Origin of the sequence: Cupriavidus sp. WGlv3, from assembly GCF_023952475.1 — a bacterium.
In the GTDB taxonomy this organism is placed as follows: domain Bacteria; phylum Pseudomonadota; class Gammaproteobacteria; order Burkholderiales; family Burkholderiaceae; genus Cupriavidus; species Cupriavidus phytorum.
In genome coordinates, this window is sequence record NZ_JALHRX010000003.1 from 33924 (window position 1) to 53788 (window position 19865).

The following is a 19865-nucleotide window of genomic DNA, read 5'->3' on the forward strand; positions in this document are numbered from 1 at the left end:
CGAGTAGGGAGGAGTTTCTGGCGCCGCTCTGGGTCAGGTCGCGCCGTCGCGGCCGCCCGGGACTTCAGGCCGGTCGTTCTGATAGGCCGGCAGCTGGCTGCCGCAGTGCTTGCAATACTGCGCGTCGGGCTCGTGCCCCTCGGTCAGGCAATGGGTGCAGGTGCGCGTGGTCAGCGGCCGCTTCATGATGCTGGCGGCCAGCTCGGCGCCGACGATGCCGGTGGGAAAGGCGATGATGCCGTAGCCCAGCAGGATCGTCAGCGAGGTGATGAACTGCCCCAGCGGTGTCTTCGGCACCATGTCGCCGAAGCCGGTGGTGGTCAGCGTCACCACCGCCCAGTACATGCTGACCGGGATACTGTGGAAGCCGTGCTCCGGGCCCTCGACCACGTACATCACGGTGCCGAGGATCACGGTGATGATGAACACCGCGGCCAGGAACACGAAGATCTTGCGGCGGCTGTTGACCAGCGCGCGGTACAGGATCTCGGCTTCCTCGAAGTACACCGTCAGCTTCAGGATCCGGAACACGCGCAACAGCCGCAGCAGGCGCACGTCGATCAGGAAATGCAGTTCCGGCACGAAGAACGCCAGCCAGGTCGGCATGATCGAGATGAAGTCGATGATGCCGTAGAAGCTCAGCGCATAGCGCCACGGCCGTCGCACCACCAGCAGGCGCATGGCGTACTCGGCCGTAAACAGCAGCGTGAACATCCATTCCAGCGCCGTGAATGCCCCGCCGAGGCGCTGGTTCAACGCGGGCAGGCTGTCGAGCATCACGATCATCACGCTGGCGACGATGGCGATCAGCAGCGCGACATCGAAGATGCGCCCTTCGCGCGTATCGGCCTCGAAGATGATGGTGTACCAGCGCTGGCGCCAGCCGGCCTCGGGCTGGCCCAGGCGCTGGCGCACCACGGCTTCCTGGTGCTGGCGCCGGCGGGGATTTTCTCGCATGGCTTGGCTCAGAAGCGCGGCAGCTCGGGATGCGGCAACAGGCCCTTCTTGACGTGCATCTTGCCGTATTCGGCGCAGCGCGCCAGCGTGGGGATGGCCTTGTCGGGGTTCAGCAGCCGCGCCGGGTCGAAGGCGGCCTTGACGCCGAAGAAGGCATCGCGCTCCGCGGTCGAGAACTGCACGCACATGGAGTTGAGCTTCTCCACGCCGACGCCGTGCTCGCCGGTGACGGTGCCGCCCAGCTCGACGCAGGTTTCCAGGATGTCGGCGCCGAACAGCTCGGCGCGGTGCCACTCGTCCTGGTCGCCGCCGTCGAACAGCACCAGCGGGTGCATGTTGCCGTCGCCGGCATGGAACACGTTGATGCAGCGCAGGCCATACTTCACTTCCATGGCCTCGATGCGCTTGAGCAGCGTGCCGATGTGCTTGCGCGGGATGGTGCCGTCCATGCAGTAATAATCCGGCGAGATCCGGCCCGCCGCCGGGAAGGCGTTCTTGCGGCCGCTCCAGAAGCGCAGCCGTTCGGCCTCGTTCTGCGAGACCACGATGCGGGTGCAGCCCGATGCCGTCAGCACCGCGCTCATGCGCTCGATTTCCTCGGCCACTTCCTCGGGGGTGCCGTCGGACTCGCACAGCAGGATCGCGGCGGCATCGAGGTCATAGCCCGCATGCACGAACTGCTCGACCGCGGCGGTGGCGGGCTTGTCCATCATCTCCAGCCCGGCCGGGATGATGCCCGCGGCGATCACGTCGGCGACCGCGTTGCCGCCTTTCTCGACATCGTCGAAGCAGGCCATGATCACCTGCGCCAGCTGCGGCTTGGGGATCAGACGCACTGTGACCTCGGTGACCACCGCCAGCATGCCTTCGGAGCCGATCAGCACGGCCAGCAGGTCCAGCCCGGGCGCGTCGGGGGCCTCGGAGCCGAACACCACCACCTCGCCCGACATCGTCACCGCGCGCACGCGCAGCACGTTGTGCACGGTCAGGCCGTACTTCAGGCAGTGCACGCCGCCGGAGTTCTCGCTGACGTTGCCGCCGATGGTGCAGGCGATCTGCGACGACGGGTCGGGCGCGTAGTACAGGTTGTGCGGCGCAGCGGCGTCCGAGATGGCCAGGTTGCGCACGCCGGGCTGGACCACCGCGGTGCGCGAATACGGGTCGACCGACAGGATGCGCTTGAACTTGGCCAGCGACAGCACCAGGCCCTCGGCGATCGGCATGGCGCCGCCCGACAGGCTGGTGCCGGCGCCGCGCGGCACCACCGGCACCCCCAGCTGGTGGCACAGCCGCAGAATGGCGCAGACCTGCTCCTCGGTGTCGGGCAGCGCCACTGCCATCGGCACCTGGCGGTACGCGGCCAGGCCGTCGCATTCATAGGGCACGGTATCTTCCGGCTTCCACAGCACCGCGGCGTCGGGCAGGATCTGCGCCAGGCCGGCCAGCAGCGCGTCGCGGCGGCCGTCGGCAGCGACCGTGGCCGAACTGTCGGCGGCGCCGGGAGCGAGGGTTTGGGCTTCGTGCGGGGCATTCATGAACGACTCCTGTGGGGTCTCCCGGGCGGCGGCCTGTGGCGCTCGCTTGCCGGCCAGCCGGCCGCGGGGGACGGGTGACTATAGCGCAGGCCACCTGGCGCAGGCACCACGCCGGACGTGAATTCGGCATGCCGGGCCGATCAAAAATGCTCATCATGCCCGGCGGGCACGGGCGCCGGTTTCAGCGTAGCACCGGCGGCCGGCCAGCGGTAAGGCGGGACAGGCGGGGGCCGCCTTCAGAGATCCGGCCGCGCCGGGGCGGCCGGCAGCCGCAGCACCATGTCGAGCTTGTCGTGGAAGTGCGGCGCGACGTACAACGCATCGGGCTCGAGCCCGAAGCGCTCGAAGCCGAGCGATTCATACAAGCGCACCGCGCCCGCGCTGCCGGCATTGACGCACAGCGTGACCTGACGCACGCCCGGCATGGCGGCGGCCTGCTGCAGCGCGCGCAGCATCAGCGCGCGGCCGAGCTGGCGCGCGCGCCAGGCCGGCGCCACGTACATGCCGAAGATCGAGGCCTTGTGCCAGTGCTTGCGCCGGGGCTCGCGCATCACGCCAACCATGCCGGCCAGCGCAATGCCGCCGGGACCGGCCTCGAAGGCGCCGAAGATGGCCTTGTCCGCGCTCGGCGCAAGGCGTTGCGCCACCGCCTCCGGCGCCAGGTTCTGTTCTTCTTCGAGGCTGGCGGCAAAGGCTTCGGGGGCTTCGGCCAGTCCCTGCAGCCGCAGCGAGTGGAAGGCGGCGGCATCGTCGGGGGTCAGCAGGCGGATTTCCATTGGCGCAGTCTCCTACCAGTCCAGGCTCAGCAGCCAGTCGACGAAATAGCGCGCCTCGGGCTTGAGCGGCGCCTGTTCGCGCTCGACGATGTAGTAGCCGTGCGGCGATACCGATTCCACATCGAGCAGCCGCACCATCTGCCCCAGCGACAGCCAGTGGCGCGCCATGCGCTGGCGCACCAGCGCCACGCCCTGGTTGGAGGCGATCGCCTCCAGCATCAGCCCGATGTCGTTGAACTGCGGGCCGGTCTGCGGCTCGGGCCAGTCCAGCCCGGCGGTCTCGAACCACGGCTTCCACGGCTCCAGCGGGCTGCGCAGCAGCACCAGGCCGTGCAGGTGCTCGGGCCGGGTGATGGCGCGGCCGTTGACGCGCTCGTAGTATTCGCGTCCGCACGCCGGGAACACCGGCTCCACCAGCAGCTTGGTGGTCTTCAGGTCGGGGTAGCGGCCGGTGCCGTAGCGGATCTCGACATCGGTGTCCTCGGCCTTGACGTCGAGGAAAGGAATCGCCAGGTGCAGCTCGAGGTCGATATGCGGATAGAGCGCGCCGAACTCGGGCAGGCGCGGCACCAGGTGCTGGCGCCCGAAGGTGGGCGGGATCGCCACGCGCAGGCGCGTGCGCATCTTGTTGTACTCGGGCCGGGCCAGCTCGTTGAGCGACTTGAGCGCGTCCTGCACGTTGCGCAGGTAGCGCGTGCCGGCGGCGGTCAGCCGCAGCGCGGCATTGGCGCGCACGAACAGGTCTTCGCCCCACAGCTCCTCGAGGTTCTTGATCCGGTGCGAGACCGCGCTGGGCGTCACCGACAGCTCCTCGGCCGCGCGCGCGAAGCTGCCCAGGCGCGCGGCGGCCTCGAACGCGATCAGCAGGTGCAGCGGCGGGACGCGGTTGAACATGGAGGCCATCCGGTCGCAAGCTTTACTGCGCGGCGCCGCGCGTGGCGCTGAAGATCTTGCCCGGGTTCAGGATATGGTTGGGATCCAGTGCGTCCTTGATCGCGCGCATCAGGTCGAGCGCGTCCTCGCCGTGCTCGTCCACCAGGAAGCGCTGCTTGTGCAGGCCCACGCCGTGCTCGCCGGTGCAGGTGCCGCCCATCGCCAGCGCGCGTTCGACGATGCGCTGGTTGATGGCCTCGGCCTCGGCCATTTCCTCGGGCTTGTCGGGGTCGACCAGGATCGCCACGTGGAAGTTGCCGTCGCCGACATGGCCGACGATGGGGCAGGGCAGCGCCGAGGCGTTCAGGTCCTTCTCGGTCTCGGTGACGCAGTCGGCCAGGCGCGAGATCGGCACGCACACGTCGGTGGTGACCGACTTGCAGCCCGGCTTGAGCTGCAGCATCGCAAAGTACGCGGTATGGCGCGCATTCCACAGCCGGCTGCGGTCTTCCGGACGCGTGGCCCACTCGAAGCCCTGGCCGCCGAATTCGGCGGTGATCTGCTGCACGGTCTCGGCCTGCTCGCGCACGCCGGCCTCGGTGCCGTGGAATTCGAAGAACAGGTGCGGGGTCTCGGGCAGGACCAGGTTGTCGTGGCGGTTGATGGCGCGGATCGCCAGCGCATCGACGAATTCCACGCGCGCCACCGGCACCCCCAGCTGGATGGTCTGGATCACCGCCTGCACCGCGCTGCCCATGCTGGGGAAGGCGCACACCGCGGCGGAGATCGCCTCGGGCTGCGGGTACAGCCGCACCGTGACCTCGGTGATGATGCCGAGCGTGCCTTCGCTGCCGATGAAGAGCCGGGTCAGGTCATAACCGGCCGACGACTTGCGCGCCTGCGTGCCGGTGCGGATCACGCGGCCGTCGGCGGTCACCACCGTCAGTGCCAGCACGTTCTCGCGCATGGTGCCGTAGCGCACCGCGTTGGTCCCCGACGCGCGCGTGGCGCACATGCCGCCCAGCGACGCGTCGGCACCGGGGTCGATCGGGAAGAACAGGCCGGTGTCCTTGATCTCCTGGTTCAGCTGCTTGCGCGTGACGCCGGGCTGCACGGTCACGGTCAGGTCCTCGGGCTGCACCGCCAGCACCCGGTTCATCTGCGACAGGTCCAGGCTGATGCCGCCGGCCACCGCCAGCAGGTGGCCTTCCAGCGACGAGCCCGCGCCGTACGGGATCAGCGGCACGCCATGCTGGTTGCACAGGCGCGCGACCTCGGCCACTTCCTCGGTGCTGTGAGCAAACACCACCGCATCGGGCAGCGCCGGCGGGAACGGCGACTCGTCGCGGCCATGGTGCGCGCGCACGCCGGCGGAGGTGGTGAAGCGCTCGCCGAAGCGTGCCGCGAGGGCGTCGGCGATGGCGGGCGACAGCGGACGACGGGCGAAGGAGGGGGACGGCGTGGGGTGGTTCATGCGGGTCTCCGGCGGGTCGGTGCGGCCTCATGGACGGCGAGGCCGCCGAAGGTGCCGGCGGCAGGCTGGGGCGCGACCCGGTTATCGAATAAACGAATAACTGCATTCTACGCCGCGCGGCGGCTGGTGCACCTTCCGGCGGCCAGCGCGCGGCCGATAGCCGCACAAGCGCATGGCCGCGCAAGCCGCAGCCGGTGGATGCGCTCCGCATGGCTAAGTCACGGGCTCTGGCGCGATAATGCGCCATTTCCCAACGACAAACCGCTGACAAGGAGACCGGCATGGGCAACCGCCTGTCGAAGATCGCCACCCGCACCGGCGACGCCGGCACCACCGGCCTGGGCGACGGAAGCCGCACCGGCAAGGACAGCCTGCGCATCGCCGCGATCGGCGACGTCGATGAACTGAACTGCCACGTCGGCGTGCTGCTGACCGAAGACCTGCCCGCCGACGTGCGCGCCGCGCTGCTGCATATCCAGCACGACCTGTTCGACCTGGGCGGCGAGCTTTCCATCCCGGGCTACACGCTGCTCAAGCCCGAGCAGGTGGCGCAGCTCGACACCTGGCTGGCCGACTACAACGCCAACCTGCCGCGCCTGGCCGAGTTCATCCTGCCCGGCGGCAGTCGCGCCGCGGCGCAGGCCCATGTGTGCCGCACCGTGTGCCGGCGCGCCGAGCGCGCGCTGGTGGCGCTGGGCGCGGCCGAGGCGCTGAACGAGGCGCCGCGCCAGTACCTGAACCGGCTCTCGGACCTGATGTTCGTGCTGGCGCGGGTGCTGAACCGGGTGGGCGGCGGCTCCGACGTTTTGTGGCAGCGCGATCGCGATGCCGCGGGCAAGTAATTCAAAAGCCACATAATGCGGCCTGCCAGCGCTGCCGGCTCAAGCCGCGGCAGCGCCTGCCGTTGAATGAGGGCAGAAACCGAGAAAATTACTCGGATTTGCCGGTTCTGCCCTTGAAAAGCCCCCGGACGGCCACATTTCGGCCTCAGGTTGAATTGCAGCCGCGCGGATAGCGCCGGCTCAAGAGGAGAGAATAATGGGTAAGATCATCGGTATCGACCTCGGTACCACCAATAGCTGCGTCGCGATCCTGGAAGGCAACACGCCCAAGGTCATCGAGAATTCCGAGGGTGCCCGCACCACCCCGTCGATCATCGCCTACATGGAAGACGGCGAGATCCTGGTGGGCGCGCCGGCCAAGCGCCAGGCCGTCACCAATCCGCGCAACACCCTGTACGCGGTCAAGCGCCTGATCGGCCGCAAGTTCGAAGAGAAGGAAGTCCAGAAGGACATCGGCCTGATGCCGTACGCCATCGTCAAGGCCGACAACGGCGACGCATGGGTGTCGGTGCGCGACCAGAAGCTGGCGCCGCCGCAGGTCTCGGCCGAAGTGCTGCGCAAGATGAAGAAGACTGCCGAGGACTACCTCGGCGAGCCGGTGACCGAAGCCGTGATCACCGTGCCCGCCTACTTCAACGACTCGCAGCGCCAGGCGACCAAGGACGCCGGCCGCATCGCCGGCCTGGACGTCAAGCGCATCATCAACGAGCCGACCGCGGCCGCGCTGGCTTTCGGCCTGGACAAGAACGAGAAGGGCGACCGCAAGATCGCCGTGTATGACCTCGGCGGCGGCACCTTCGACATCTCGATCATCGAGATCGCGGACGTTGACGGCGAGAAGCAGTTCGAAGTGCTGTCGACCAATGGCGACACCTTCCTGGGCGGGGAAGACTTCGACCAGCGCATCATCGACTACATCATCGGCGAGTTCAAGAAGGACCAGGGCGTCGACCTGTCCAAGGACGTGCTCGCGCTGCAGCGCCTGAAGGAAGCCGCCGAAAAGGCCAAGATCGAACTGTCGAGCTCGCAGCAGACCGAGATCAACCTGCCGTACATCACGGCCGATGCCTCGGGTCCGAAGCACCTGAACCTGAAGATGACCCGCGCCAAGCTGGAATCGCTGGTCGAAGAGCTGATCACGCGCACCATCGAGCCGTGCCGCACCGCGATCAAGGATGCGGGCGTCAAGGTCAGCGACATCGACGACGTGATCCTGGTCGGCGGCATGACCCGCATGCCCAAGGTGCAGGAGCAGGTCAAGGAGTTCTTCGGCAAGGAAGCGCGCAAGGACGTGAACCCGGACGAAGCCGTGGCCGTCGGTGCCGCGATCCAGGGCTCGGTGCTGTCGGGCGACCGCAAGGACGTGCTGCTGCTGGACGTGACGCCGCTGTCGCTGGGGATCGAGACCCTGGGCGGCGTGATGACCAAGATGATCACCAAGAACACCACCATCCCGACCAAGCATGCGCAGGTGTTCTCGACCGCCGACGACAACCAGCCGGCCGTGACCATCAAGGTGTACCAGGGCGAGCGCGAGATGGCCACCGGCAACAAGCTGCTGGGCGAGTTCAACCTCGAGGGCATTCCGCCGGCACCGCGCGGCACACCGCAGATCGAGGTCTCGTTCGACATCGACGCCAACGGCATCCTGCACGTGGGCGCCAAGGACAAGGCCAGCGGCAAGGAAAACCGGATCACTATCAAGGCCAACTCGGGCCTGTCGGAAGACGAGATCCAGCGCATGGTCAAGGATGCCGAGGCCAACGCCGAGGAAGACAAGAAGGCCCGCGAGCTGGCTGATGCCCGCAACCAGGCCGACGCGCTGATCCACTCGACCAAGAAGGCGCTGACCGAGTACGGCGACAAGCTGGACGCGGGCGAGAAGGAAAAGATCGAGGCCGCGATCAAGGAACTGGAAGACGCCGCACGCGGCGGCGACAAGACCGAGATCGACGCCAAGGTCAACGCGCTGTCCGAAGTCAGCCAGAAGCTGGGCGAGAAGGTCTACGCCGACATGCAGGCCAAGGCCGGCGAAGGCGCCGCGGCCGGTGCCGCGGGTGCTGCCGGTGGCCAGCAGCAGGCCCAGCCGCAGGACGACAACGTTGTGGACGCCGAATTCAAGGAAGTCAGCGACAAGAAGTAATCGGGATACGCGGGCGGCGGTGCAGGCACTGGCCGGCGCCGCTCCCGCCCCGACGCCGGGCGACGGCCATCAGACCTGCGGGAAACCGCCGTCGGATGCCGCGCTCGGCTTTTTTGCTATTCGCCGGCCCGTGCCGCTTGCACCCGCCGGCCAATGAGGTAATGAGCCACCATGGCAAAACGTGACTATTACGAAGTGCTCGGGGTAGGCAAGAACGCGAGCGAAGACGAAGTCAAGAAGGCTTATCGCAAGCTCGCGATGAAATACCACCCGGACCGCAATCCGGACAGCAAGGAATCCGAGGAAAAATTCAAGGAGGCCAAGGAGGCCTACGAGATGCTTTCCGACCCGGAGAAGAAGGCCGCGTATGACCAGTACGGCCATGCCGGCGTGGACCCGAACATGGCGGGCGGCTTCGGCGGCGCGCAGGGCTACGGCGGCTTCGCCGAGGCCTTCGGCGATATCTTCGGCGATATCTTCGGCCAGGGCGGCGGCGGCCGGCGCGGCGGCGGCGGCCCGCAGGCCTACCGCGGCGCCGACCTGCGCTACAGCATGGAGATCTCGCTGGAGCAGGCCGCGCACGGCCACGAGGCGCAGATCCGCGTGCCGCACTGGGACGACTGCGACCACTGCCACGGCAACGGCGCCGAGCCCGGCTCGAGCGTGGAAACCTGCCCGACCTGCCACGGCGCCGGCCAGGTGCGGGTGTCGCAGGGCTTCTTCACCATGCAGCAGACCTGCCCGAAGTGCCACGGCAGCGGCAAGTTCATCCCCAAGCCCTGCACCAAGTGCCACGGCCAGGGCAAGCTCAAGTCGCAGAAGACGCTGGAAGTGAAGATCCCGGCCGGCATCGACGAAGGCATGCGCATCCGTTCGTCCGGCAACGGCGAGCCGGGCATCAACGGCGGCCCTCCGGGCGACCTGTATGTGGAAGTCCACATCAAGCAGCACGCGGTGTTCGAGCGCGACGGCGACGACCTGCACTGCCAGATGCCGATCTCGTTCGCCACCGCGGCGCTGGGCGGCGACCTGGAAGTACCCACGCTGAGCGGCAAGGCCACCTTCCCGGTGCCCGAGGCCACCCAGTCGGGCAAGACTTTCCGGCTGCGCGGCAAGGGCATCAAGGGCGTGCGCTCCGGCTATCCGGGCGACCTCTACGTGCATGTGAACGTCGAGACGCCGGTCAAGCTGACCGAGGCGCAGAAGGAAATGCTGCGCCAGTTCGACCGCTCGGTGCATGAGGGCGGCTCGCGCCACAGCCCGCAGGAAACCTCGTGGCTGGACAAGGTGAAGAGCTTCTTCAGCTGATCCGGCGATGCGGTATGGAACCGGCCACGTGCGAGCGTGGCCGGTTTTGTTTTTGGCGCATGACGCCGGCGCACCACGGGTTTGCTCCCCTCTCCCGCTTGCGGGGGAGGGGCCGGGGGAGAGGGCCGGCGCGTCCATCGCCACCATGCCTGCGCCGCGCGATAATGCATGCCTGCGCCCTGTCGGTATGCCGGCAATCCTGTTTTCCCTGACGATCTCCCGTGGTAGCAAGCATCCAGCGCCCCCCCTCACCCCCAGCCCCTCTCCCGCAAGCGGGAGAGGGGGGCACGCAAGCGGGCGGCGATGACGTCTTCGTCCTGCTCGACGACGCCACCGCACCCGCCGGGCAACCCGCATCCCGCTTCTACACCGGCTTCGTCCACGAAGACCTGCTGCCCGCCGGCTGCGACATCGCCCGGCTCGACGCCATGCTCGCCGACGGCTGGCGCCAGGGCTGGCACGCCACCCTGTTCGCCCCCTACGAATTCGGCGGTGCGCTGGTCGATGCCCCGGTGCATACCGGCAACGCCATGCCGTTCCACGACGGCGCGCTGCGCCTGCTGTGGTTCCGCGCGCTGCAACGGCTCGATGCCGCGGCGGTGGCGACGTGGCTGCGGTCCCATGCGGAGGCGAAGCCGGCGGGCCTGATGGATATCGCTTCCGATACTTCGCGCGCTGCCTTCGACGACGCCATCGCGCGCATCCACCAGTGGATCGAAGCCGGCGACACCTACCAGGTCAACTACACCCACCGTCTGCGCTGCGAAGCCTTCGGCGATCCGGTGGCGCTGTACGCGGCGCTGCGCGCCTCGCAGCCGGTGCCTTATGGCGTGCTGGCGCGGCTGCCGGATGACGCCATGGTGCTGTCGCTGTCGCCCGAGCTGTTCGTGCGCCACGATGGTCAGGGCCATCTGCTGACCCGGCCGATGAAGGGCACCGCGCCGCGCGCCGGCGATGCCGCGCGCGATGCGCAGGCCGCCGCCGCGCTGGCCGCCGATGCCAAGAACCGGGCCGAGAACGTGATGATCGTCGACCTGCTGCGCAACGACCTGGGCCGCATCGCGCAGCCGGGCAGCGTGGCGGTGCCGGAGCGCTTCGCGGTGCAGCCGTTCGGCGCGGTGCTGCAGATGACCTCGACCGTGACCGCGACGGCGCGGCCAGGCACCGGCTTCGGCGCGCTGATGGCGGCGCTGTTCCCGTGCGGCTCGATCACCGGCGCGCCCAAGCGGCGCACCATGGAAATCATCACCGAGCTCGAGCGCGCGCCGCGCGGGCTCTACACCGGCGCGATCGGCTGGATCGAGGCGCCGTCCGGCGCGGCCATGGCCGGTCCGTTCGCGCTGTCGGTGGCGATCCGCACGCTGGTGCTGGCGCCGCCCGCGGCCAGCGCGCTGCGCACCGGCGAGATGGGCGTGGGTGGCGGCATCGTCCATGACAGCGTGGCGGCGGAGGAATTCGCCGAATGCGGCTGGAAGGCGCGCTTCCTGACCCGGCACGATCCAGGCTTCGCGCTGTTCGAGACCGTGCGCGTGCAAGACGGCGCGTGCCCGCACCTGGCGCGGCACCTGGCGCGCATCGGGGCCTCGGCGCGGGAGTTCGGCTTCGCCTTCGACGCCGAGGCCGCGCGCGACGCGGTGGCCGCGCAGGCGGCACAGCTCGGGGCCGGCAGCTGGCGCCTGCGCCTCAGCGTGGACAAGGCCGGCGCGCTGGCGTTTGCCAGCGGCGCGCTGGCACCGCTGCCGGCGGGACCGGTCGGTGTCGACCTCGCGCCGGACCCGCTGCCGCTTGCCGATCCCCTGCGCCGCCACAAGACCAGTGCGCGCGCGGTCTTCGATGCCGGCTGGCAGGCCGCCGAGCGCGCCGGCGGCTTCGACCGGCTGTTCTTCAACACGCGCGGCGAACTGCTCGAGGGCGGGCGCAGTTCCGTGTTCGTACGACTCGACGGCCGCTGGCTGACGCCGCCGCTGTCGGCCGACATCCTGCCGGGCGTGATGCGGGCGGTGGTGCTGGAGGCGGGCGGCGCGGCGCTGGGCGCGCCGGGCGAGCCGATCGAAGAAGCGGTGGTCACGCGCGCGATGCTGGCGCGCGCCGAGGCCATCGTGCTGGTCAACGCCTTGCGCGGCGTGATGCCGGCGAAGTGGATGGCCTAGCGCGATGGCTACGGGTGGTGGGTGTCGAGCACGCCGTCGCCCAGTTTCCAGCGCACCACGCCGGGCAGGTTGATCAGCTCGCGGTCGTGGCAGATCATCACCACGGTGCGGCCTTCGGCGGCGAGGTCGCCGACCAGCGCAATCACCTGCTCGCGCGCATGGCCGTCCAGGCTTGAAGTGGGTTCGTCGAGCAGCAGCAACTCCGGCTCCAGCACCTTGGCGCGCGCCAGCGCGACGCGCTGGATCTCGCCGCCGGACAGGTATTCGGGCGCGGTGTCCTGGAGGTGCGAGACCCCGGCCCAGCCCAGCGCCTCGCCCACGCGAAGGTCGATGTCATGGCGCGGCAGGCCGCGCGCGCGCAGGCCGTAGGCGATGTTCTCGCGCACCGAGGTGCGGAACAGGTAGGGATGCTGGTGCAGGTAGGCAATGCGCCGGCGCAGCGCGGGCGGCAGCGGCGTCAGCGCCGCGCTGTGGGCGTGGCCCTGCGCATCGGTCCAGTGCGCGACCGCGCCGGGCGCGGGCTCGAGCCCCGCCAGCATGCGCAGCAGCGTGGTCTTGCCGGCGCCGTTCATGCCGGTCATCACGATCGCGGTGGCGCGCGGGATCACCAGCGTGTCGATCGCAAACAGCTTGCGCAGGCCGATGCTGCGCGCCAGCCCGCGCACGGTCAGCAGCGGGCCATGGACGGCGGCAACAGTCGGTGTCATCGGCGAAAGCCCCCGGCACCCTGCAGCCAGGCCATGCCGATATTGACCAGCAGCGCCAGCGCCACCAGCACCAGGCCCAGCGCAATGCCCTGCGCGAATTCGCCCTTGCTGGTTTCCAGCGCGATGGCCGTGGTGATGGTGCGGGTCGAGCCTTCGATATTGCCGCCGATCATCAGCGCCGAGCCCACTTCGGCAATGACCCGGCCAAAGCCGGCGACCACCGCCGCCATCAGGCCGAAGCGAAGTTCGCGCAGCACCGTGACGAAGGTGCGCCAGCGGCCGGCGCCGAGCACCCAGGCGGTCTCGCGCAGGCGCACGTCGGCCCCCTGCAGCGTCGACAGCGCAAACGCCAGCACCACCGGAAAGCCGATCACGGCCTGCCCCAGCACCATGCCGGCCGGGGTGAACAGCAGGTGCAGGCTGCCCAGCGGCCCCTGGCGCGTCAGCAGCAGGTAGAGGATCAGCCCGACCAGCACGGTCGGGAACGACAGGAAGGCCTGCGCCACCACCACCACCGCGCGCCGGCCCGGGAACTGCCGCGTGGCGATCAGCCAGGCCGCGGCGATGGCCGGCACGGTGGCGATGGCCAGCCCCAGCACCGCCACCACCAGCGAGGTCCAGACGATGAACCACAGGCCGGCGTCGCCGCTCGCCAGCAGGCGGAAGGCGTCGGCGGTGGCGCTGCCGATCTCCACCGCGTCAGGCGGAGAAGGTGTGCTCGACGGCGGGGAAGCTGCCGTCCTTGACGGCGGCCACATAGGCGCGCACCGCGGCCTCGATCGACGGCTGGCCGTCCATGAAGTTGCGCACGAACTTGGCCTTGCGGCCGGGGTAGATGTTGAGCATGTCCTGCAGCACCAGCACCTGGCCCGTGCAGTCGGCGCCGGCGCCGATGCCGATGGTGGGCACCGCCAGCGACTGCGTGATCTCGCCGGCCAGCGCGGCGGGCACCGCCTCCATCAGCACCACCTGGGCCCCGGCGGCCTGCAGCGCCAGCGCGTCGCGCTTGAGCTGGGCCGCGCCGGCATCGGTCTTGCCCTGCACCTTGAAGCCACCCAGCGCGTGCACCGACTGCGGCGTCAGGCCGATATGCGCGCACACCGGGATGCTGCGCTCGACCAGGAATTTCACGATCGGCGCCAGCCAGTCGCCGCCTTCGAGCTTGACCATCTGCGCGCCGGCTTTCATCAGCGTGACGGCGCTGGCGAACGCGGCTTCCGGGGTCGGATAGGTGCCGAACGGCAGGTCGGTCAGCAGCAGCGCGGTCTGGTTGCCGCGTGCCGCGCATTCGGTGTGGTAGGCCATCTGTTCCAGCGTGACCGGCAGCGTGGTCTGCTGGCCCTGCATCACATTGCCCAGCGAGTCGCCCACCAGGATCATCTCGACGCCGCAATAGTCGAGCAGCGCGGCGAAGCTGGAGTCGTACGCGGTCAGCATGGCGATTTTCTCGCCGGCGTCACGCATCGCCTGCAGTTTGGGAATCGTGATGGTCTTGCGGGAGGGATCGAGGAGGTAGCTCATGGCAGTGCCCGTGTAGGACGGCCTTGCCGGTGCCGGGAGGGCTGCCCGCACGGCAACGACAGCCGTCGTTATTGTGTTGTGTCTGGCAGGCGAGGGAGCCTGTCAGGGCGCGGCGAGATTGAGAAAGGCCTTGCGGCCGCGCATGTTTTCGATGCGCGACAGTAGTGTACGGAAATCGTCGTCATTGTCCACCGGATTGAAGTGGGCGGTGTCGACCACCAGCACCGGGGCGTCGTCGTAGCGGTGGAACAGTTCGCCATAGGCGCCGGCCAGGCGCTGCAGGTAGTGTTCGTCGATGCCGGCCTCGCCGGGCTCGCCGCGGCGCACGATGCGCTCGCGCAGCAGCGACGGCGTCGCCTGCAGCACGATCACCAGGTCGGCGCGCTGCGACGGCAGCGCCAGCCGCCCGGCAATGGCGTCGTACAGCGCCAGTTCATCCCCGGACAGGGTCAGCGCGGCATGCAGGCGGTCTTTGGCGATCAGGAAGTTGCTGACCATGCGCTGGCCCGAGGCGACGCCCGCCTGCCACTGCTGCAGCTGCACCGCGCGCTGGGTCAGGCACCACAGCTGCAGCGCCAGCGCATGGCGCGCGGGGTCGCGGTAGAACGGCTCGAGGAAGGGGCTGCGGCGGGCGTGGTCGGGCAGTTCCTGCGCCTGCAGCGTGCGCGCCAGGCGCTGCGCCAGCGAGGTCTTGCCCGATCCGACGGGGCCTTCGACGACAATGCGGCGCAGGTGATCGAGCATGGCGCTCCGGGCGTCAGTGAGGGGGATGGCAGCGCCGCGGGCGCCGCCGGGCGGGCTTAGCCGGGCGTGCCGCCATTGCCAGGTTCGCCGGCGGCGGCCTGCATGCGCAGGCACTTGCAGGTGGAAACCTTCTCGATGCGCTGCGCGCCCACGCCGGCCAGGTAGTCGGCCGCGCGGCCGCGCCCCGGGATCGCCAGCGCGGCGTCCAGCTCCAGCAGCGGCACCAGCGTGAAGGCGCGCTCGGTCAGGCGTGGGTGCGGCACGGTCAGGTGCTCGTGGTCATGCTGTTCGTCGCCGAACAGCAGCAGGTCCAGGTCGAGCGTGCGCGGCGCATTGCGGAACGGGCGCTCGCGGCCGAACTGGTCCTCGATGTGGTGGCAGATGCGCAGCAGCTGCGATGCGGTGAACGAGGTCTGCACCTTGACCACCGCGTTGTAGTAGTCGTCGCCGCCGGCATCGACCGGCGCGGTGCGATAGAGCGAGGAACGCGCCAGCACCGTGATGCCGACCTGCTGGGCCAGGCACACGATGGCGTCCTTGATGGCCTGGCGGGCATCGCCAAGATTTGCGCCGATGCCGATGAAGGCGAGAGTCATTTACGTTTCCTCCGGCTGGCCGGGGCCGGCATGTGCTGCCTCGCCCGCGTCCGAGTCGCTCCGGGAAGAAACTTTATCCGATTTCCGCGGACTGCGCCGGCGGCGCTTCTTGCGCGCCGGGCCTTCGCCTTCCGCACCCTGGGCGCTACCTTGGCCGCCACCCTGGCCGCGCGCGCCGCGCACGGCGTCGATCAGGTCTTCGCGCTCATGCGGCTCGGCGTTCTGGAAGTCGTTCCACCAGCCGGCCAGCTCTTCCGGCATCTCGCCGGACTGGCAGCGCAGCACCAGGAAATCGTAGCCGGCGCGGAAGCGCGGCGACTCCAGCAGCCGGAACGGCATGCGGCCCACGCGCTTCTCGAAGCGCGGCTGCATGCCCCAGATATCACGCATGTCGGTGACGAAGCGGCGCTGGATCGCGAGCTGGCCGGTCTGCTTTTCCAGCACCGTGTCCATGGCCGTGTTGAGCGCGGCGATGGCGTGCTCGCCCTCGTCGCGCAGCTTGTTCCAGCGCTGCAGCACGTGGTGCCACAGCAGCGCGGCAAACAGGAAGCCCGGCGACACCGGCTTGCCGGCCTGCACGCGGCGGTCGGTGTTGTCCAGCGCCAGCTGCACGAAGCGCTGGCCCATGGGCTGCTCCAGCGCCACGTCCAGCAGCGGCAGCAGGCCCTTGTGCAGGCCCGCCTTGCGCAGTTCCTGCAGCGAGGCCCAGGCGTGGCCGGACATCAGCAGCTTGAGCATCTCGTCGAACAGGCGCGCGCTCGGCACGTTGTGGATCAGCTCGGCCAGGCCGGCGATCGGCAGGCGCGTGGCCTCGTCGATGTCGAAGCCGGTCTTGGCGGCGAAGCGCACCACGCGCAGCATCCGCACCGGGTCTTCGCGGTAGCGCGTGGCCGGGTCGCCGATCATGCGCAGCAGGCGCGCGCGGATGTCTTCCATGCCGTGATGGTAGTCATGCACGGTCTGCGCGGCCGGGTCGTAGTACATCGCGTTGATGGTGAAGTCGCGGCGTTCCGCGTCTTCGGCCTGTGAGCCCCACACGTTGTCGCGCAGCACCCGGCCCGAGGCATCGATCGCATGGGTCTTGCTGTCGAGCTCGGCGCGCTTCAGGCGCCGGCCTTCGGGCAGGGTCTCGCTGGCGATGGCGTCGACCAGCGCGCGGAAGGTCGAGACCTCGATGATCTCCTGCTCGCGCCCGCCGTAGAAGGTCACGTGCACGATCTGGAAGCGGCGGCCGATGATGCGCGAGCGCCGGAACAGCGACTGCACCTGCTCGGGCGTGGCGTTGGTGGCGACGTCGAAGTCCTTGGGCTTGATGCCGAGCAGCAGGTCGCGCACGGCGCCGCCGACGATATAGGCCTGGTAGCCGGCCTGCTGCAGCGTCGAGGTGACCTTGACGGCATTGCGCGACAGCAGCGTGGGGTCGATCCGGTGCTCGTCGACGTTGACGATGCGCGGCGTATGGGCGCGGCCGGTACGGCGCTGCTTGGGGCCGGGTTTGCCCAGCAGCCGGGTAATGAGCTTCTTGATCACGTCAGAACAGATCCATGATGCGCCAGCCGGCCGCGGCGGCGTGGTGGCGCAGGCGATCGTCCGGGTTGGTGGCGATCGGCTCGGAGACCTTTTCCAGCAGGGGCAGGTCGTTGGCCGAGTCGCTGTAGAAGGTGGTGGTCTCGAAGTTGTCCCAGCCCGCGCCCTGGGCCTTGAGCCAGGATTCGACGCGGGTGATCTTGCCTTCGCGGAAGCTGGGCACGCCGAAGACCTCGCCGGTGAACTGGCTCTCGGGCTTGCCATCGACGGTGGCCGGTTCGGTCGCGATCAGATGCTTGATGCCGAAGGCCGCGGCGATCGGCGCGGTGACGAAGCTGTTGGTGGCGGTGACCACGGCGCACAGGTCGCCGGCCTCGAGGTGCTTGTAGACCAGCGCGCGCGCCTGCGGCGTGATCACCGGGTCGATCACCTCGTGCATGAAGCGCACCCGCATGGCATCGAGCCGGTCGCGCGGGTTGGCCGCCAGCGGCGCCAGCGCAAAGCGCAGAAAGGCCTGGATATCGAGCGTGCCGGCCTTGTAGTGGCCGTAGAACTCGTCGTTCTTCTGCCGGTAGATTACCTCGTCGACGACGCCCAGGCGGACCAGGAAGCGGCCCCATTCATGGTCGCTGTCGGTCGGGATCAGGGTGTGGTCGAGGTCAAAGAGTGCCAGATTCATGGGCGGCGATTTTACCTGAAGGCAGGATGGGGGGAGGGGAGCATGCGGTGCCGGGGCCGTCGCCTAATCCCGGAATTCGGCGAACATCTCGCGCAGCAGCGGCAGCGTGACCGGCCGCTTGCGCTCGAGCGAATAGGTGTCGAGCGCGTCCAGCAGCGCCATCAGGCTGGGCATGTCGCGGTAATGCCGCGTCACCAGCCAGTGCGTGATCTCGGGTGACAGCTGCAGGCCGCGCTCGCGTGCCGCATGCAGCACGGCGGCCTTCTTGTCGTCGTCGGACAAGGGCGCGACCTGGTACACCAGGCCCCAGCCCAGTCGGGTACGCAGGTCTTCGCGCACCGGCATCGCGCGCGGCGCCAGGCCGCCCGCCACCACCAGCGCGGTGCGCCCGTGCGCGCGCACCTCGTTGTAGAGCGAGAACACCGCGATCTGGCGCGCCTCGTCGAGCAGCTCGACGTCATCGACGGTGTAGAGCTGGCACCACGGGTCGAACAGGAAGTCGGACAGCGGGTGATGCGGGCTCAGGTAGCGGCAGCGGATGCCGTGTTGCGGCCCGGCCTCGCATACCGCATGCAGCAGGTGGGTGCGGCCGCAGCCGACCTCGCCCCACAGGTAGATCAGGCGGTCGCTGGCGTGCTCCTGCGCCAGCGCGGGCGGCAGTTCGCGCAGCCGCTGCACCGCCTCGCGGTTGGACGCCACCACGAAATTCTCGAAGGTCGAAGGCGGCGGGCTGCCCAGCTCGAGCGACAGTTGCTTGGGACGCGGGGACATGGCTTATGGCTAACTTCGGCTAGATTCGTGGAGCGGATAGCGGATAGCGGGTAGCGGACAGGGGCAGCAGCCGTTATTTTCGATAGAGATCGCTGGACAGGTAAACCCGCCGCAGCTGGCGCGCCCCCACCAGCAGCACGGCGCAGGTCGGCAGCGCCAGCAGCACGCCGAAGAAGCCGAACAACTGGCCGAAGGCGAGCAGCGCGAAGATCACCACCAGCGGGTGCAGGCCGATGCGCTCGCCCACCAGTCTTGGGGTCAGGTAGAAGCTCTCGATGAACTGGCCGAAGCCGTAGACCACCGCCACCGCGGCCAGCCCGTACCAGTTGCCGAACTGCAGCAGCGCGGCCAGGATCGCCATCACCAGTCCGACGCCGAAGCCAATATACGGGATAAACACCGCCAGCCCGGTGAAGACCCCGACCGGCACGCCGATATCGAAGCCGGCGATGGTCAGCCCGATCGAATAGATCGCCGCCAGGATCACCATCACCAGGATCTGGCCGCGCAGGTACTGCGACAGCAGCGCGTCGGTCTCGTTGGTCAGCTCGCGCACCTTGGGCACCCAGCGGCGCGGCACCACGCCCTCGATGCGGCGCATCACCATGTGCCAGTCCATCATCAGGTAGAACATGACGATCGGCACGATGAAGACGATGCCCGCCACCGCGATCAGCGCCGAACCCGACATCTTGACGTAGTTCAGCAGCACCACCAGCAGGTCTTCCGGGCTGGCGGCGAAGCGGTCCGACATCATGTTGCGCAGGCCGGGGAAGTCGAAGCGCACGCGCACGCCGAACTCGGCCAGCCGCGGCGACACCACCGAGTTGAGCTTTTTCAGCAGGATCGGCAACTGCTCGCGCACCTGCGGGATCTCGCGCTGGAGCACCGCGATCAGCAGCAGCACCAGCATCACGCAGACCACCGTCAGCAGCAGGATCATCAGCGTCACGCCGATCGCGCGCGGCACGCGGCGCCGCTGCAGCCAGTCGACGCCGGGGTTCAGGATATAGGCGAAGATGAATGCGAACAGGAACGGGGTCAGCACCGGCGCCAGCGCGATGATGGCGGCGAACAGCGCCACGGCCACGACGATCCACAGCAGGATGCGCTTGGCCTCTTGGTTCAACAGCGGGGCATTCATCAAGGGTTGCAGGAGGGCGGCAGCGCGGTTTGCGGCGCGATCTCGCCGGAAACTGGAAGCGGGGGGCCTCTATCCGTTAAAATTGCGATTCTACTGGACTCGCGCCCGCCTTCCGATG

General features: G+C 68.9%; 18 protein-coding genes. 4 read left to right on the forward strand and 14 right to left on the reverse strand.

Annotation, left to right across the window (positions count from 1 at the left end; all coding sequences use genetic code 11):
• Positions 1–33: 33 nt before the first annotated feature.
• From MKD38_RS06750 to MKD38_RS06770, 5 genes are all read right to left on the reverse strand, one after another.
• Complete coding sequence (locus MKD38_RS06750; protein ID WP_252675362.1) at positions 34–957, reverse strand: ion transporter; 924 nt, start codon at positions 955–957, stop codon at positions 34–36.
• An 8-nt stretch (positions 958–965) separates the two neighbouring features.
• Positions 966–2492, reverse strand: coding sequence for an FAD-linked oxidase C-terminal domain-containing protein (locus MKD38_RS06755; RefSeq protein ID WP_252675363.1), 1527 nt, complete (start codon positions 2490–2492; stop codon positions 966–968).
• A gap of 236 nt (positions 2493–2728) precedes the next feature.
• Entirely contained in the window at positions 2729–3268 is a 540-nt protein-coding gene (locus MKD38_RS06760) for a GNAT family N-acetyltransferase (RefSeq protein WP_252675364.1), read from the reverse strand.
• Positions 3269–3280: 12 nt separating this feature from the next.
• The gene (locus MKD38_RS06765) at positions 3281–4171 is read right to left on the reverse strand and encodes a LysR substrate-binding domain-containing protein (RefSeq protein WP_018007943.1); all 891 of its coding nucleotides are present in this window, start codon (positions 4169–4171) and stop codon (positions 3281–3283) included.
• A gap of 13 nt (positions 4172–4184) precedes the next feature.
• Positions 4185–5615 carry an FAD-binding oxidoreductase gene (locus MKD38_RS06770; protein WP_252675365.1) on the reverse strand — a complete coding sequence of 477 codons (1431 nt, stop codon included), beginning with the start codon at positions 5613–5615 and terminating at the stop codon, positions 4185–4187.
• 281 nt (positions 5616–5896) lie between these two features.
• Between MKD38_RS06770 and MKD38_RS06775 the strand changes: the two genes are divergently transcribed.
• The 4 genes from MKD38_RS06775 (at position 5897) to pabB (ending at position 12058) form a co-directional block, all read left to right on the forward strand.
• Positions 5897–6457: a cob(I)yrinic acid a,c-diamide adenosyltransferase gene (locus MKD38_RS06775; protein WP_252675366.1), complete on the forward strand. Its 561-nt coding sequence runs from the start codon at positions 5897–5899 to the stop codon at positions 6455–6457.
• Between the two features lie 196 nt (positions 6458–6653).
• Complete coding sequence (gene dnaK, locus MKD38_RS06780) at positions 6654–8600, forward strand: molecular chaperone DnaK (RefSeq protein WP_252675367.1); 1947 nt, start codon at positions 6654–6656, stop codon at positions 8598–8600.
• A 171-nt stretch (positions 8601–8771) separates the two neighbouring features.
• Positions 8772–9908, forward strand: a complete 1137-nt coding sequence (gene dnaJ, locus MKD38_RS06785) for a molecular chaperone DnaJ (RefSeq protein ID WP_252675368.1) — start codon at positions 8772–8774, stop codon at positions 9906–9908.
• Positions 9909–10129: 221 nt separating this feature from the next.
• A complete protein-coding gene (pabB, locus tag MKD38_RS06790; protein ID WP_252675369.1) occupies positions 10130–12058 on the forward strand; it encodes an aminodeoxychorismate synthase component I in 1929 nt (642 codons plus the stop codon).
• A gap of 8 nt (positions 12059–12066) precedes the next feature.
• Here the strand turns inward: pabB and MKD38_RS06795 are convergent, their stop codons facing one another.
• From MKD38_RS06795 to MKD38_RS06835, 9 genes are all read right to left on the reverse strand, one after another.
• On the reverse strand, positions 12067–12765 hold the full coding sequence (locus MKD38_RS06795) for an energy-coupling factor ABC transporter ATP-binding protein (protein WP_252675370.1): 699 nt from the start codon (positions 12763–12765) through the stop codon (positions 12067–12069).
• Positions 12762–13460, reverse strand: a complete 699-nt coding sequence (locus MKD38_RS06800; protein ID WP_252675371.1) for an ABC transporter permease — start codon at positions 13458–13460, stop codon at positions 12762–12764. The genes MKD38_RS06795 and MKD38_RS06800 overlap by 4 nt, the downstream gene beginning before the upstream one ends.
• A 4-nt stretch (positions 13461–13464) precedes the next feature.
• Positions 13465–14286, reverse strand: coding sequence for a 3-methyl-2-oxobutanoate hydroxymethyltransferase (panB, locus tag MKD38_RS06805; RefSeq protein WP_252675372.1), 822 nt, complete (start codon positions 14284–14286; stop codon positions 13465–13467).
• 102 nt (positions 14287–14388) lie between these two features.
• Positions 14389–15030: a deoxynucleoside kinase gene (locus tag MKD38_RS06810; protein WP_252675373.1), complete on the reverse strand. Its 642-nt coding sequence runs from the start codon at positions 15028–15030 to the stop codon at positions 14389–14391.
• A gap of 56 nt (positions 15031–15086) precedes the next feature.
• Positions 15087–15626 carry a 2-amino-4-hydroxy-6-hydroxymethyldihydropteridine diphosphokinase gene (gene folK, locus MKD38_RS06815; RefSeq protein WP_111519221.1) on the reverse strand — a complete coding sequence of 180 codons (540 nt, stop codon included), beginning with the start codon at positions 15624–15626 and terminating at the stop codon, positions 15087–15089.
• The gene (gene pcnB / locus MKD38_RS06820) at positions 15627–17156 is read right to left on the reverse strand and encodes a polynucleotide adenylyltransferase PcnB (protein WP_252675374.1); all 1530 of its coding nucleotides are present in this window, start codon (positions 17154–17156) and stop codon (positions 15627–15629) included.
• A gap of 1 nt (position 17157) precedes the next feature.
• Complete coding sequence (locus tag MKD38_RS06825) at positions 17158–17832, reverse strand: histidinol-phosphatase (protein WP_252675375.1); 675 nt, start codon at positions 17830–17832, stop codon at positions 17158–17160.
• A 63-nt stretch (positions 17833–17895) separates the two neighbouring features.
• Entirely contained in the window at positions 17896–18603 is a 708-nt protein-coding gene (hda, locus tag MKD38_RS06830) for a DnaA regulatory inactivator Hda (RefSeq protein ID WP_012353781.1), read from the reverse strand.
• A 73-nt stretch (positions 18604–18676) separates the two neighbouring features.
• Positions 18677–19747: an AI-2E family transporter gene (locus tag MKD38_RS06835; RefSeq protein ID WP_252675376.1), complete on the reverse strand. Its 1071-nt coding sequence runs from the start codon at positions 19745–19747 to the stop codon at positions 18677–18679.
• Positions 19748–19865 lie beyond the last annotated feature (118 nt).